10 protein-coding genes are annotated in these 15,744 nt (G+C 43.0%); 3 read left to right on the top strand and 7 right to left on the bottom strand.

Annotated elements, in window-relative coordinates:
* Positions 1–68: 68 nt before the first annotated feature.
* The 7 genes from H561_RS0105285 to H561_RS0105250 form a co-directional block, all read right to left on the bottom strand.
* Positions 69–572 carry a hypothetical protein gene (locus H561_RS0105285; protein WP_228372231.1) on the bottom strand — a complete coding sequence of 168 codons (504 nt, stop codon included), beginning with the start codon at positions 570–572 and terminating at the stop codon, positions 69–71.
* 600 nt (positions 573–1,172) lie between these two features.
* Positions 1,173–2,366, bottom strand: a complete 1,194-nt coding sequence (locus H561_RS0105275; protein WP_027386058.1) for an amine oxidase — start codon at positions 2,364–2,366, stop codon at positions 1,173–1,175.
* Positions 2,347–3,453 carry a UDP-galactopyranose mutase gene (gene glf, locus H561_RS0105270; RefSeq protein WP_027386057.1) on the bottom strand — a complete coding sequence of 369 codons (1,107 nt, stop codon included), beginning with the start codon at positions 3,451–3,453 and terminating at the stop codon, positions 2,347–2,349. Before glf ends, H561_RS0105275 begins: the two co-directional genes overlap by 20 nt.
* Positions 3,446–4,543 (bottom strand): glycosyltransferase family 1 protein, encoded by a 1,098-nt coding sequence (locus H561_RS22090; protein ID WP_034761450.1) that lies wholly within the window; start codon positions 4,541–4,543, stop codon positions 3,446–3,448. Before H561_RS22090 ends, glf begins: the two co-directional genes overlap by 8 nt.
* Positions 4,544–4,955: 412 nt before the next feature.
* Positions 4,956–5,864, bottom strand: a complete 909-nt coding sequence (locus tag H561_RS0105260) for a universal stress protein (RefSeq protein WP_027386056.1) — start codon at positions 5,862–5,864, stop codon at positions 4,956–4,958.
* Positions 5,865–6,070: 206 nt separating this feature from the next.
* Entirely contained in the window at positions 6,071–9,805 is a 3,735-nt protein-coding gene (locus H561_RS0105255) for an AAA family ATPase (RefSeq protein WP_027386055.1), read from the bottom strand.
* Between the two features lie 6 nt (positions 9,806–9,811).
* Positions 9,812–11,050 carry an exonuclease SbcCD subunit D C-terminal domain-containing protein gene (locus tag H561_RS0105250; RefSeq protein ID WP_027386054.1) on the bottom strand — a complete coding sequence of 413 codons (1,239 nt, stop codon included), beginning with the start codon at positions 11,048–11,050 and terminating at the stop codon, positions 9,812–9,814.
* Between the two features lie 452 nt (positions 11,051–11,502).
* Between H561_RS0105250 and H561_RS0105240 the strand changes: the two genes are divergently transcribed.
* From H561_RS0105240 to H561_RS0105230, 3 genes are all read left to right on the top strand, one after another.
* On the top strand, positions 11,503–12,591 hold the full coding sequence (locus H561_RS0105240) for a sensor histidine kinase (RefSeq protein WP_034761448.1): 1,089 nt from the start codon (positions 11,503–11,505) through the stop codon (positions 12,589–12,591).
* 148 nt (positions 12,592–12,739) lie between these two features.
* Positions 12,740–13,099, top strand: a complete 360-nt coding sequence (locus H561_RS0105235; RefSeq protein WP_027386051.1) for a response regulator — start codon at positions 12,740–12,742, stop codon at positions 13,097–13,099.
* Between the two features lie 28 nt (positions 13,100–13,127).
* Complete coding sequence (locus H561_RS0105230) at positions 13,128–15,620, top strand: PAS domain-containing sensor histidine kinase (RefSeq protein WP_027386050.1); 2,493 nt, start codon at positions 13,128–13,130, stop codon at positions 15,618–15,620.
* Positions 15,621–15,744 lie beyond the last annotated feature (124 nt).

The raw sequence follows: 15,744 nt of genomic DNA, 5'->3' as shown, positions 1-15,744 counted from the left end.
TTTGCAAAAATAAAAATAAAAAAACTCATTCAGGAGAATGAGTCAGGTTAATATTTTAAAAATAGTAATTATTTTCCGGGATTTCTGTTTTTGCCGCTGTTATTGCTGTTGACACCTGCTGTGCCTGACGCGGACGAAGGGTTTACAGGATTCACTGGAGTGGTCGGAGCCGTCTTGTCATAGAGTGATGCCTTGCCGTTCAGCTTTCCGAAAATCTTATCGACCTGTTTTTTGTTAAGCACCTGGGATTTTCCTACGTACTTTCTGTTTTTATTAATGTACTGAATAAATTGAACCGTAGGCTGGCCTAAGTTTTTTTCAAAATGAAGCTCAACAATATCATTAGGGAGCTCCAGGACGATGTTGCCTTCCGGGGTATCAATAAACCCGTTGGTGATCAGTTCGTATAGGCCTGATACGTCTTTATTGATATTCTGGAAAGAAAAAGACCGGAACGTATTCAGGTTGGCCGTATTCAGATCCTGATAATTGATGGTAAACTTATCTTCTTTTTTATATAAACCTACGGAGTTGTCTTTACCGATTTCTACCAGTGTAACGTTTTTCAACACTTTAATTTGTGAGAAAGCCGAAATACCGAATAAGCATGTAAAGAGTAGAATTATTTTTCTCATAAGGCGATTCCTGATGTTTTTTTATCTGATGATGTCATTAACGAAGTAAAAATATAAAAAACAATTTTGTATTCCTCTAGGCAAAAGTAACAATTTTTTTGTATTCGGGCTGTTAAAATTAAAGATATGCCTTTATTTATGGGATCTTAAATTGTTTAATTTACTGATAATCAATATGTATTGTTAGTTATAGCCGTGTCGGTTAATTTATAGATGTCTTAAAAAATAGATTACCTATTTTAAATAAGCAGTTCAGGGGCCTGCTTAAATTGATTTCAAAAAATAATTTCCCGCTGATTTTTTAAGTTTAGCAGATTTAATGCACATAAGATTCTGCGTGATCATCATCATTTGCAGGAGCACAAATAAACCGATTTTTCTTTTTTTTGCTCGGCCCAATCTTAAATTTTGAATCGTTTAAGAGTTGGGGTTAAACTTAATGAACAAACTTCTTCAGGCCATTAAATAAAACATTCCCCCTGAATACCTGATCAGGGGAATATGATAAGTAAGGGCCAAAATTCAAATGATACTAAATTACATCTCTTCCAGAATATAAGCTTCCGATCTTGCCAGCTTTTCCTGGAATTCCTGTATAGCCATAAGACTTTCATGATGAATTTCCCTTTCCAAAGTCTCAGGATTATTAATGTCCCAAACCCCGCTGTGATGCCAGTTAAGGGGGAAATCCCAGTCGGGCCGGTCGATAATCGGGTAAATACAGCATCCCAGCAGCGGAATGCCGCTTTTTAACATAGAGGCGCATTCTTCGCTGATCATCTTCAGCCATGAATACCTTTGATCTCCCGCCATGCTGGTCTCCGAAATGACAATGGGTCTCCCGTATCTGATGAATACTTCATCCACAAGCGAATGAAGGCTTTTCCAGAACGGGCTTGCCGGCGTTTCATTCCAGGGGATGTACTGATGGTCGGTAACCGTCCACTGGTTGTCATAATAAAAGTTTACGCCTATGATATCGAGATATTCCGGTTTTCCTCTGAGTTCCGGACACATTTTCCCGCTGAGAATGTCCAGCACCTGAAACTGCTCCTGATGTTTTTCATTGGCATGCAGCACCAATGCCGTATCTGAAGGATCAGGAGACATAATATGAATCAGCGGTTCGGTGCTCATAATCTGTACTCCGGGATCAATCTCTTTCATCCTTTCAATCCCTTCAATATAGGCTTTCATCAGCATGTATTTCACTTCCCATCCCTGGTGTATGCAGTAGGGACTTGTTCCCCTGACGTCACCGCCCAGCCAGGATAAAAAGCTGACTTCATTAATGGGCGTGACTACCAAGTCGCCTTCAGGACAGAGGTTTCTGTATTTCAGTACGAAAGCCCTGCACAGATGCGAAAACCTTCGGGCAAACATAGGGTGTAAAGGCGTAAGATCATCCGGAAACCCGAAATGGCAGATGTCCCAGATGACCTCGATGTCATTTTCCTTTGCACAGGTAATCATATCCTCCACCTGGCTCCAGTCATACTGAAAAGGTATTTTTTCTACCTGGCTCCAGCGGATACCTTCCCGTACCGTATTGATGCCGATATTGCGAAGCCTTTTGTAATCTTCATCAATAAAGCGGTCGTGCCCTGTCAGCTCAATAAGATCAACCCGTTCCCCGAATGCATTCTGGTGATCGGCACATTCAAATCCGGCCATGATGAATGACCGGAAATTTTTTTCAGGATTTCTGTACTTAGTATTGGGTTCCGTCATCTTCCTTTGTCATCTTTTTGAATAAAACCAGCGACTGGGCAACTACCTGGTCCATATTATAATATTTGTAGGTCCCGAGACGGCCGGTAAAATAAACATCAGGGGTTTCTTCCGCCAGCTTTTTATATTGGTTATACACTTCCTGGTTTTCTTTCCTAGGAATCGGGTAGTAAGGGTCACCCTCTGCTTTCGGATATTCGTACACTATGGCAGTCTTGTGATGAACCTGTCCTGTAAGATGTTTAAATTCGGTAATTCTCGTATACAGATTAGAGGTGGGATAATTAACGGTCCCGGTCTGCTGGTAATTTTCCGTATCCAGCGTTTCAAAACGGAAGTCGATGGAGCGGTAAGGCAGCTTCCCGTACCGGTAATCAAAATACGTGTCAATCGGGCCTGTGTAGATCAGCTTTTTATGCGGAATGATATCAACAATATCTTTGTAATCGGTATTCAGCATAATGTGGATGTTTTCATGGGAAAGCATCTTTTTGAACATTTCGGTATAGCCGTTTTTCGGCATTGCCTGAAAAGTATCTGTAAAATACCGGTCGTCTTTATTGGTCCTGGTAGGAACCCTTGCGGTAACCGAGGCATCCAGTTCAGACGGATCCAGGTCCCACTGTTTTTTGGTATAGCCTCGGAAAAACTTTTCATACAGCTCTTTCCCCACAGCATTCAGCACCACGTCTTCAGAAGTAAGCACGGGTTTCCGCTGTTCGGCTTTTGATGCCAGAAAATCCACCACTTCATCAGAGGTCAGGTTTTTTCCGTATAATGTATTGATGGTGGTCAGGTTAATAGGAATCGGCACCAGCTGTCCGTCTACACTGCCTAGTACACGGTGTTCGTAAGGGCGCCATTCCGTAAAATTATTAAGGTATGAAAATACCTCTTCGGAATTGGTGTGGAAAATATGCGGGCCGTATTTATGGATCAGTATTCCGTCTTTGTTATAATGATCGTAAGCATTGCCGGCAATATGGTCACGCTTGTCTACGATTAATACTTTTTTTCCGGCATTCGCCAGTCGTTCTGCCAGGACTGATCCGGCAAAGCCGCAGCCGACAATCAGGAAATCATACATAGATACCGTTGCTTTTTTTTACGTTGTTAATCAATACATTCATTTTGTCAAAAGTGTTGTCCCAGGAATCATCAGCCAGAAATTCATCGACTTTCATCAGCCATTCCGTTTTTGATTTTTTGGCAAGCTCTTCCTCACCGTACAGGATAAAGGTATCTGCATCACTGGCAATGTATACCAGGTTTTCTTCCCCATAAGGTTTGACTACATCTTTTATCGGTGTAGAAATAACAGGAAGCCCTGCCGCAAGATATTCAGGGGTTTTGGTTGGGCTGATGAACTCAGTGGATTCATTCAGGGCAAACAAGACAAGCGCAATATCCCAGTGGCTGATGTAATACGGGAGCTCTTCATATTTCTTCGGACCCAGGTAATGGATGTTTTCTGCTCTCGGAAGGTCATCCGGATTAATTTTTACCACAGGGCCGATGATTACGAAATGCCATTCGGGTTTCCTTTCCGAAACTTCCCTCAGGAGTTCGATATCAAACCGTTCATCGACAACGCCGTAGAACCCGAACCTCGGATGGGGAATATTTTTCTGATCCGCAGGCTCTGCTTCGTTGTGCCGGGCTGCCTGAAAATGTTCCTTATCGATACTGCTGGGAAAAGGATGAATGTTATGGTGGCGGTCTTTTTTTGCTTGATACAGCGTATGTCCGCCTGTAAAAACCACATTAGCTTTTTTAAAGAGTTCATTTTCCAGCGGCAGAAGCTGGGGCGGTGCGAACCGGAACGCTGAAAGCTCGTCCATAGAATCATAAACGATTACCTGTGGTACCAGATGAGCCGTGTATTCCAGGGCCATCGGGGTATAGTACCAGCAGATGAATTCCTTTATGTTCCGTTCTGCAATAAACCGGTCAATCAGTTTTTCTAATCTTCCGTTGCGGTCGGCATCCCGGTCATCTACAAACAGGGAGACAATTGAAATGCCGTCCTGTTGCGCGATTTCATAAGCATCTGATCCATGACGCGGTTCTTCAAAGTAATAGACATGGTACTGTCTGGCGAAACGACTGAGCAGATGCTGCGGTCGCTGATACACGAAATTCCAGTGTAAATGGCTGAAACATAAAATATTCTGCATATAATTTGGATATGTTGCAGCTCAGAAAGGTTAAAAATTCCCGGCTTGCTTTGCACCAGGATAGTGAAAGAATGCCGTGAATCGGGTAGTGTAATCTGAACTGTTTTGTAAAAATATTATATAAAAAACAGTTATTTTATGCACAAGGTCATAAAGAATATCAATAATATTGATTATATAGAGCTTATTATTTTAACATCTGTAATGATTTATGAATTAACGGTGTGACCAAACTATATTTTAAAGGCATTTTATATCAAAAAAATATCTTTGTAGAGAGTTGACTTTAAGAATTTGTATTTAACTTGAATTGATAAGTGAATTTTTGCCAGCATGCCAAAAATGAAATACTGATCAGATTTTTCGGTATTTTGTTTTTGTGCTAAAATGTCATGTGTCCTTCAGGTGTTATTTATCCCGGAGAAGGAAGGGTGATATCAAATCCTGTGTTTTCATCCGGAATTGTTTTCAGATGGCCTGTTGTTTTTTTTAGAAAGAACAGTGGAATATCGGTGTGATTAATGATCTGCTTAAAGAAGTTCTCTGAAAATACCGATTTCCAGTTGTTTTCATCATGGTAATTAAGAATAATAATGTCGGCATGGTCTATTTTTGAGAACTGCGAAATCTTAACGGCTTTTTCATGAGTCAGTATAAATGAAGTGGAATATTTTACCGTGTCTTTTGACAACGTATTCCAGACTGAATTATAGGCTTCTTTTATTTCATTCACATCTTCTTCGCTGCAGATTCCCAAAAGGCTGATCTCTGCGTTATTTTTTTTGGCGATGTTCCGGGATATGATCAGTTTTTCCTGGAGGTCCTCGATCACCCGTACAGGAACCAGGATTTTTTCAAAGTTATAAGTGTGGCATTTTTCCGGAACCAAAAGAACCGAGCTGTTGCCCCCGGTCAGGATTTCATACGATGCAGATCCCAGGAAAAGTTCTTTTATTCTCTGCCTGCCCGAAGTCCCGGTAATCACCAGGTCTACTTTTTCGGAAGCGATACATTCATTGATGCTGCTGACCAGACTGTTGCTTCCGATCATGGTGTCCACATGCAGCGAACTGTTTTGATTCTGTATGGAAAGCTTTATTTCATGGAGCCCCCGCTCTGCCAGATCAGAGGCTTCTTTAACATTTTCAGTGCCTACCGCCTGCTTACCGCTCCTGTCGATAACATAATAATTGATAAAATTATGAAACAGGATGATGCGTGCATGATGCCTCCCGGCCATGTGGACCGCCATGGTAACCGCATTGTCAGATTTCTCAGTAAAATCTACCGTTACCAATATTGTTTTGATTTCAGTTCTCATCTTTTAACTGTATAAAGTGATACTTTCATTAACGACCGTTAAACTGATTACATTATAGTGCATTGATTAATGATTTGATGATGCTTTGCATTTAACAGATAGTGTAAGTTAATAAAAAACAGCTCTTTTAAAAAGGAAAACGCGTAAATATTCATTAGAATGGTACTTTTGTGTTTATTTTTATCTGATTACGGATTGCTGTGTCTTTAATATCCGGTTACTTCTACCACGCTTTTTCCGCTTTGCTGCTTGCTTACTTTAATCTGTACGGGAATCCGTTCCGTCATTTCCTGGACATGCGAAATGACGCCGACTTTCCGGCCTTGGTTGTAAAGCCTTTCCAAAGCATCCATCGCAATATTGAGCGTAGTGGGATCCAGGGATCCGAAACCTTCGTCGATAAACAGGGATTCCACTTTCATCCGGCTGGATGATAAAGAAGCGAGGCCTAGAGCCAAGGCAAGGGAAACCAGGAAAGATTCCCCGCCGGAAAGCGAGTACACCGTGCGGACCTCATCACCCATATCCTGATCCACCACCTGCAGGCCAAGGCTGGCCGGAATACGTTCAATCCTGTATCTGCCGGTGAGCTCTTTCAGGTGGACATTTGCATAGCCGAGCAAAACATCCAGTGTATATTCCTGGGCAATCTGGCGGAATTTTTTGCCGTCCGCAGAGCCTATTATTTCATTCAGTTTGCTCCAGTTTTCCGTAACGGCTGCCTGTTCCGTAATGCTTTGCAGGAGGTCACCAATCCTGCTTTTATGCATTTCATCCTGTTGAAGCCGGAAACTGATTTCCCCTTTCTTCTGCTTTTTCTGTTCTGCTTCCGTTTTGGCCGTTGACATTAATATATTAAGCTCATCAAGCGGTCGTACGGAAATTCCTTTCTGCTGATGATCCTGTAAAAGCTGTTTTCTTTCCGCCAGCACGGAACCGGCCTTGGTTACCTCTTCCTCAATGGTCTGTATTGCCGAACGCTCGCTATCCAGCCAGTCATGGGGAAGAGACAATAATTCATTCAGTTCTTCAATGTTCAGGGATGCGTTGTTTTTTATATTATATTCGTCCAGCCAGTTTTGTAGTTTTCCGAAAGCTGTTTCCATATCAGCTTTCAATCCGGTCAAAGTACCGGTCAGTTCCTCCTGCTGTGCACTTGCTTTGGTTATATCTAGAATCAGCAGCTGCTGCTTTGTTTTAAGCATATCAAACTGTTCCTGTGCATCCGATACGGCTGTTTTCAGCTCTCTTTCTGCCTCTTCCGCAGCCTGCCCTTCAAAAATCCTGTCTCTCTGCTGTTTAATATGAAGATAATTTTGCTGTTGTTCCCTGAAAACTTCCGTCTTTTCTGTGACCGCTGTTGCAAGTGTATGCGCCAGGCTTTCCATTTCTTTGATGGTCGCTCCCAGAATGCTTTTATTCTTCTCGCACTGCTCCAGCTTATCTGTATTTTTCTTCCATTTTTCAGCAAAGTTTTCAATACGTTCTATAAATGCAGCAGGTGCCGCTTTCCAGCTTTCTGCCCAGCCCGGTGCATTAAAATAAGAAGAAAGTGACTGTTCAGCCTCCAGAAGCCCGGAAGACGCTTTATCCTTTTCCCTTATTTTGCTGCTCTGCTGTTCCTGAAACAGGATAATAGCCGTTTCTGCATCTTTCAGCTGTTCCTTGAGGCTGTCAGAAGTTTCCTTAAGCTGATCAATAAGGTTTTTATCCTTTTCCAACTCTTGTCTACGGTCTTTGTAATCCTGAATCTTTGCCTGCAGGGCAGCCTGTTTAGCCTTCAGATCCTTCAGCCGGCTTTCGATCCAGGCTGTCTTTTCAGGATCCGTTACAAATCGGCTTTCTTTTGCTATATCGGACTGATGCCAGACCTGCTTCCTGTTTTCCAGTACAGCCTGAAGAGTGACGATGGCTTTACCCTGATCCTGAATGGTTTTGGCGAGTGTTTCACATTCCTGTTCCAAAGCATTATGCAGGCGGAATGTGGACATGTAAATACGTTCATTCTCGGTATTGATGCTTTCCAGTGCTGACAATACATTTTCCAGCTGCGGATTCTGCACCACATATGGGTGGTGCGTACTTCCGCAGACCGGGCATGGCTCCTCATCAGTGAGTGAAGACCGTAAAGATTCAATATTTTCAGCGGATGCCAGGCGCGCCTGTTCCAGCATCCGGGCAGACGTTTCTTTTTGAACCTTTTCTGTGGCGAGCTGAAGGACGAGCTGTTCCAGAGTTTTCTGTTTCGTCCGGTACTCTGACTGGTCTTTCAGCTGTTTCCGGCTTAAGGTTTCATATTCTGCCTGTGAAGAATGCAGTAATTCCCAGTCAGCCTTTCCCTGGATGGTATTTTCAATATTGCGATCCGTTTCCTTTTTATCTTTTTCCAGGGTTTCAACAGGGGTCATCAGCAATGCTGCAGCCCTGTCACCATAGCTTTTTTTCAGTTCTTCCCATTCCTGCCTCTTGGAATGAACAAGCGTCTCAAGATCTGTTTTTTTTGTTTCTGCCGCCGTAATTTTACTTTTGAGCACCGCCAGTTCATCAGTAGATAACTGAAGGGTTTCCAGTAATTTCTGGGCATCCTGTAGCTTAGAAAGGATAATTTCCCTGTTTTCGGCTATCATACTTCGGTCTGAATTTTCTGTCTTCCAGTTGGTTAAGGTTTTGATTCCTTCTGATAGCTGAATGAATACAGCCTGTTTTTCATTGAGCAATGCCTGGTGATTTATGCTTTTTTCCGAAGCCTGTTCTGCCTCAATACCTGTTTTGTCAAGCTGTTCCTTTTTCTCAGACAACAGCGTATCCAGTTTCATGGCCTGTTCCAGCATCGGTAAAGCATCCAGAAGTGCCTGGTTTTTTGCCTTAAAGGTGTTCTCGGAATCCAACAGCCGGCTATCCAGCATTTGTTTTTGGGCCTGAAGGGCAGCAGAAGCTTCCTTTAGAGCCTGAAGGGTTTCTGTTTTTTCTGAATGCTGTTGCGTTGCATTTTTCAGGGCATCAGCCCAGCTCCGGGTCTGCTGTGCCTGTTCAGTTACCCACAGCTTTTGTTTCCGCTTAAGGGCATTTGTTTTTGCATCCGATGCATCCTGAAATGCAGTCAGGGCTTCATCCTGTTTAGCCTGCATCCGGGTCAGCTGATCATACCAGTTTATTTCTGCTGTCAGGTTCTCCAGGTCCTGTTCTAAGCTTTTAAGGTTGGTTTCCAAAACGTTCTGCTCATCCAGCAAGACTGCCAGTTCCTCTTCGGTAAGGGTAATGATTCCTTCTTTCCGGAGATGGAGATCACGGAGTTTCTGTTCTTCTGATTTAAATTTTTCATAAGTCTTTTTTGAAATCTCAGAATACACGGAAGTTCCTGTCAGCTTTTCCAGTAAGGAAGATTTTTCATCCTTGCTGGCCTTCATAAAAGCCGTAAAATCGCCCTGTGCCAGCAAAACGGAACGCGTAAACTGATCAAAACTCAACCCGACCAGCCGTGCGATTTCATTCAGCGTTTCCTGCTTTTTGCCTGGAATGGCGGTATCTGAAGTAATATTGGTCAATGTAATGGTGTCAGACTGCATGCTGCCTTCTGCTTTATTCCGGGCACGCCTCACACTCCAGCTTGCGCGGTAACGCTGTCCGTCAATGCCTCTGAAATCCACTTCAGCATATCCGTCAGCGGTCCCGTCCCGTAAAATACTCCGGACATCGCCCTGGCTGAGGGTACTTCCCTGAACATCCCGTATTTCGATTCCTGTTTCCCGGGCCTGAAGGTAGCGTGGTGTTTTCCCATACAAAGCCAGGCACAAAGCATCCAGTATCGTGGATTTCCCGGCTCCGGTGGCTCCGGTAATGGCAAAAATCCCGGCGGTACACAGCGGCTCAGCGGTAAAGTCTATTTCGGTCCGGCCTTCCAGGGAGGCCAGGTTTTTTATCCGTATGGCAAGTATCTTCATGGTATTCTATTCTTCAGTGTTGTTGCTGATTTCCTGTGTTACCTGTCTGAAAAGCTGCGTGAGGTCATCAGGAACGGTATTGTTATATCTTGATTGATAGGCTTTTTCAAAAATATCAACAGGCTCCAGTTCATTGAGCTGTTCCTGAGTGATCAGTTCGGATGTTTCTTTAGCTGAAGCAGGATATATTTTATCAATTTTGGCTAGTTTTACATGCTTTCCTGCCACTGCCATATCGATCTTATGCCGTAAAGCCGGTTCAGGACCTTCAACCAGAACCCTGACTTCCAGATAAGGTGCAACTTCTGAGTTGTTTTGAGCTGCAGGCAGCTGTTCCAGCAAAGCCATCACTTCAGGCAAAGGAAGGGGAGTGGCCGGAACCCGCTGAAGCGGAACAAAAAGCGGGATTTCTATGGATTTTAAATAGGTTATTTCCTGAGCCAGTTCAAAAACAATGACCTGATGCTTATAATTGAGCTCTGAAAATGACATCGGCAGCGGGCTTCCTGAATACCGGATATGTTCTTTGCTTCCGATTCTCTGCGCCTTATGGATATGGCCCAGTGCTATGTATTTAATATCCGGATGGAAAGCGGTGGCAGGAATGCATTCTATGCCGCCCATAATCAGCCGCTCGTTCTTATCCATATCGGTTACTTCGGCATGATGGGTGTGCAGGTGCCCCATGGCAATAATGGTCTGTCCGTCCTGTTTTTTTTGCTCCGCATAATCAAAGGCTTCACGGTACAGGGCTGCAACGCCTGCGGTATAAGGGTTTTCACAATCAGCAACAACCGGGTAGTCGCCCATCCGTAAAAAAGGAATGGCCAGGCACCAGGTTTTAATATTTCCGGAAGAATCATATAAAGGAATGACCAGTTTCCCGTAATTGATTTTTCCTTCTGTATCTTTTTCTATTGTCCCGATAATATGGATATCCGATGATTCCAATAAAGGTTTCGGTGCTTCCAGGCGGGATGCTGAATCGTGGTTGCCGGCCGTAATTACAATCTGCAAACCGGGTTTCACCTTGGCCGCCTGATTAAGAAAGGTATAGAACATTTTAATCGACATGGCTGCCGGATTGGAAATGTCAAAAACATCCCCGCTGACCAGCAGGACATCAATCTGTTCTGCCTCTATAGTGAGTACCAGCCAGTCCAGAAACTGCCGGTGTTCGCTACTGCGGTCGTATTCGTGAAACAGCTGGCCGATGTGCCAGTCTGCGGTATGGAGGATTTTCATAATTCAGGCTTTTTGCAGGCACCTTTTATTGTTGATTGATGATGCCCATCCAATACCCACTCAATCTCAATACATCTGCATCCGGCTGTTATCATAATCAAATAAACTTTCTGAAAAAAGTATTCTGCAGGATAGAGGATTCAGAATGGAATGAATTAATGGACAGCAAAGTAACAAATAATTTTAAAAAGGTCAACCCCTTTGGTTTGATTCTCCAAAATTTATAGATGGGTTCAATAATATATGAAAATTAACTAAATGATAATGATTTCTTTATGGAAAGCTTGATAAGAGAATATGGCACGGATAATCTCTATGACACCGGCATATTATTTGGTATTTAATTTCCGCGACCGGATTAAAGTAATTACTCCTAACAAAGATCTTATAACCGGCATGGTCTTAAACCATTTTCGTAAGTTTTAATTTTAATTAACCAATTACATTCCGGTATGCACAGCAAGAACGAACAAATCAATACTTTGACAGACCTGAATGAGGAATTGGAAAATTATTTTCGCAATACGATCATTCCGCAGCTTTTTGTCGATGGCTCCCTTATACTCCGAAAGTTTACCCCGCCGGCCATGAAGCAGTTCAGGCTGAGCGAAGGCGATCTGGGAAGACCGCTGGCCGATGTGGCGGAAAATTTCAGGTTTCCTACGTTTATAGATAATATAAAACATGTCATGGCGACCGGTGAAATTTTAGAAAAAGAAATCCAGACGACTGACCTGCGGTGGTATCAGATGAATATCTTGCCTTATATAACGCGTGCAGATAAGCTTAACAACGGGGTAATCATCACTTTTATAGATATTACTTCCAGGATAGAAGATCTTTGGGCACAGGAAAAATTAGTTGCAGAACATGAGCTGTTACTTGATACGATTGCCCATGATATCAAAACACCGCTTACCAGCCTTGGATTAAATGTTGAGTTACTAAAGAGGCTCCCTGAGAAAGGAATGGGGAGATTTCCGCAGCTTGTGGATAATCTGGAACAAAGTTTGCTTAAAATGAAGTCAGTTGTTAACGAACTGATTGATTCCCGCTGGCAGGGACAAAAATATCAGCCTACTAAAGAACTGATAGATTTACAGAATATTATTGAAGATGCGCGGCTTACCCTGGCTCCGCAGATCAGGGAAGCAGAGGCAAAAATCACCTATGATATTCAGGCTTCTGAAATATTATTTGTCAGGCGTAAGCTGAGGAGCATTATTTACAACCTGTTGAACAATGCTATTAAATACAGGTCGGATGAAAGGAAGCCTGATATAAAAATTGCATCGGCAGAAGAAGACGGTTTTATGGCAATTCGTGTTGAAGATAACGGAATAGGAATTCCTTCCGGATCAGAATATAAAATTTTTGAAAAATATAACCGCATTTCTGACCAGAAAGAAGGAAATGGGATAGGATTATATTTGGTGAAGGAAATCATAGAAACATGCGGCGGCCGGATTGAAGTGAAAAGTGAAGAAGATAAAGGATCGGTATTTAAGGTATATCTGAAATTACAGGATCAGGATGTTTGAATAGAAGTTTTTAAAGCAATAAAAAAGAAGCCAGACATTTAAGATAGGTGAAATTCAGACAAACCTAAATCCGAATTAACAGTTTTATCTAAGTCAGGACCTTAATGGAATTTTGAAATAATAGGCAAATGCTACAGACACTCAATGAATGAATAAAAATATATGTGTCCTTGAGGACAGCGAAGAAATCCTGGAGCTCATCCATATGATTTTAGAACAGAATTATAATGTATACGGTTTTACAACAGTGTCCAAATTTATGTCCGGGTATGCAGAAATGAAGCCTGATCTCTGTCTGCTCGATGTCATGTTGCCGGACGGCAGCGGCCTGGAAGTATGTAACAGTATTAAAAATAACGGTTTGTCTAGAGAGATTCCTGTGATTATTATGACCGCAAATGCCGGTTTGCAAAAAATAAAAGAGAACTGTCTTGCCGATGATTTTATCTCTAAGCCTTTTGATATCGATGATCTTATCAGCAGAATTGGTATCCATATCCAGAATTAAATAAATATATCATAACCTAATCAATTACATGCACAGCCCAACCAGACTGGAAAAAACGGATCTTTTAACTATTCTCTGTCTCCGTGCCGAGCATCCCGTTGCGGTATATACCGGGGAAGAGATATTGATAGAGCTTGCCAATCCTGCCATGATGGCTGCATGGGGAAGAACCGGTTCCGTAATCGGACTTACCCTTTCTGAAGCATTGCCTGAACTCTCCCATCAGCCTTTTGTGGCCATGTTAAAAGAAGTATGGAATACGGGTGTGGATAATATAGGCAAGGCAATCCCGGCCGAACTTTTTGTAGACGGGAGGCTGCAGCAGTATTACTTTGATTATTCTTACCTCGCGGTGAAGGATGAAAAGGGTGATGTATATGCCATTTACCATACTGCAAAGGATGTAACCCGGAAGGTGCTTGATCAGCAGGAGCTGGAAGAAGCAAGAGAAAGTCAGGAACTTCTTGAAAGGGAGCAGCGTATGAACGAAGAACTTGCGGCAGCCAATGAAGAGCTTCAGGTTATCAAAACAAGCCTCAGCCTTTTAAATCAGGAGCTTGAAGCCCGGGTTATCCAGCGTACGGCAGCGCTTTCCCGTTCAGAAAACAGGCTTCGGTTTCTTTTATCCGATGCACCGATTGCTATAGCAGTTTTTCGCGGCAGGGAATTAATTATAGAATCAGCAAACAAAAAAGCACTTGAAGTATGGGGGAAATCAGAAAATATAATAGGATTGCCGCTACATATAGCCGTTCCGGAACTGGTTGGCCAGAGTTTCCTGCAGATTCTTGATGAAGTTTATACCAGCGGAAAGGCATTTTACGGCTATGAAATGAAAGCTATGCTGGAACAAAATGGAAATATGGAAGAAGTCTATTGCAATTTTGTGTATCAGCCTTTGAAGGATGAGTCGGGAGCGATTGACAGTATTATGCTTACCGCAAGTGTCGTTTCAGAACAGGTGATATCAAGGAATAAAATACAATCCCTGAATGAAGAATTGTTAGCTATCAATGAAGAATTAAGCAGATCGCAGGAGCTGTTGTTAACTTCCAACCTTGATTTAAAAACCAGTGAGAACAAACTGAATAAAATACTCAGTGATCTTCCTGCACCGGTGGTGGTTCTCACCGGGCCGGATCAGATTATTTCCACCACAAACCAGGCATTGCTTGCCTTCTGGCAACGCACCAGAGATGAAGTATTGGGAAGGCCGATGCTGGAGGTATTTCCTGAACTTAAGACCCAGATATTCCCCGATCTTTGGAAACATGTGCTGGAAACAGGATCATCCATTCAGAAACGTGAACAGAAAGTCGTTTTCAAAAATAAATATACTGATGAAGACAGGATCTTATATGTAGATTACTTCTATCAGCCGCTCACCGACCTTAACGGGCAGATAACCGCTGTGCTGGCAACCGTACTGGACGTTACAGAAAAAGTCCGGTCAAGGAATATTATTGAAGAAGCGGAGGCGAAGCTCAGGCTGGCCATCGATTCTTCCGAACTGGGTACCTGGTTTATTGATGCGCAAAGCAGGACACTCACTGCATCTGCCCGTCTGAAGGAAATATTCGGATTTTATTCTGATGAAGAGATGTCATTACAGGCAGCATTTGATCAGATTATGCCGGAATACAGGGATAGCGTTATCGCCGGACTGGATGCTGCCATTACGACGGGTAGCAGTTTTGATATGGAATATTCAGTTAAGGGATACAGGGACGGCAATATCCGATGGGTACGGTCAACCGGAAAGCTCTACAGCGAAGATGCCTTCAGCAAGGCTAATTTTTCAGGTACCGTACAGGATATTACCCAGAGAAAACTGGAAGAACAGCGCAAGGATGATTTCTTAAGCATTGCCAGCCATGAGCTGAAAACACCGGTCACGGCTTTGAAGGCTTCTCTCCAGCTGTTGAGCCGTTACCGGGATAATATGCTGCATCCGATGGTTCCGCGATTGGTAGACCAGTCTAATGCTAGTGTGCTGAAGATTACAGGGTTAATCGACGACCTGCTTAATACTACCCGTACGAATGAAGGGCAGCTCCATCTTCATTACCGGCAGTTTAATATATATGGAATGCTGGATGCATGCTGCACCCACATCCGGATCCGGGAAAAGCACGAACTGATTTTACAAGGCGATAAAGAACTGATGATTGAAGCGGATGAGGCCCGGATTGATCAGGTGGTGGTGAATTTTGTAAATAATGCCGTTAAATATGCACCCGATCAGCGTGAGATTTATCTGATCGTTGAAGATTTGGGAGACCGGGCAAGGATTTCCGTCAAAGATTCAGGACCCGGTATCCCCGCGGATAAAATACCGCATCTTTTTGACCGCTATTACCGGGCAGATTATTCCGGCGTGCAGTATTCAGGGCTCGGGCTCGGGCTTTACATCAGTGCTGAGATCATCAGGAAGCATCGGGGGGAGATAGGGGTGGACAGTGAACTGGGCAAAGGCAGCACTTTTTGGTTTACTTTGCCCAAGCATAAAAATTTATCGTAAATTTTAATTCTGATTCTGAAGTTGTTTTAATATCCTTTTGCAAGAGAGTTTTTCTGAGAAATTTTATGACAGGATCTGCATTTGGGCTTACATCTCTTAGTATTAATGAGGCCCCACGGGAATA

The organism is Chryseobacterium gregarium DSM 19109 (assembly GCF_000430845.1).
Classification (GTDB): domain Bacteria; phylum Bacteroidota; class Bacteroidia; order Flavobacteriales; family Weeksellaceae; genus Chryseobacterium; species Chryseobacterium gregarium.
Note: the sequence above shows the minus strand (reverse complement) of the source record. Positions and strands in the feature narration are given on the sequence as shown.

Coding starts and splice junctions, on each gene's coding strand:
- H561_RS0105255 (WP_027386055.1), bottom strand. CDS start 9,805: ATGAAGATACTTGCCATACGGATAAAAAACCTGGCCTCCCTGGAAGGC.
- H561_RS22090 (WP_034761450.1), bottom strand. CDS start 4,543: ATGCAGAATATTTTATGTTTCAGCCATTTACACTGGAATTTCGTGTAT.
- glf (WP_027386057.1), bottom strand. CDS start 3,453: ATGTATGATTTCCTGATTGTCGGCTGCGGCTTTGCCGGATCAGTCCTG.
- H561_RS0105235 (WP_027386051.1), top strand. CDS start 12,740: ATGAATAAAAATATATGTGTCCTTGAGGACAGCGAAGAAATCCTGGAG.
- H561_RS0105240 (WP_034761448.1), top strand. CDS start 11,503: ATGCACAGCAAGAACGAACAAATCAATACTTTGACAGACCTGAATGAG.
- H561_RS0105275 (WP_027386058.1), bottom strand. CDS start 2,366: ATGACGGAACCCAATACTAAGTACAGAAATCCTGAAAAAAATTTCCGG.
- H561_RS0105250 (WP_027386054.1), bottom strand. CDS start 11,050: ATGAAAATCCTCCATACCGCAGACTGGCACATCGGCCAGCTGTTTCAC.
- H561_RS0105260 (WP_027386056.1), bottom strand. CDS start 5,864: ATGAGAACTGAAATCAAAACAATATTGGTAACGGTAGATTTTACTGAG.
- H561_RS0105230 (WP_027386050.1), top strand. CDS start 13,128: ATGCACAGCCCAACCAGACTGGAAAAAACGGATCTTTTAACTATTCTC.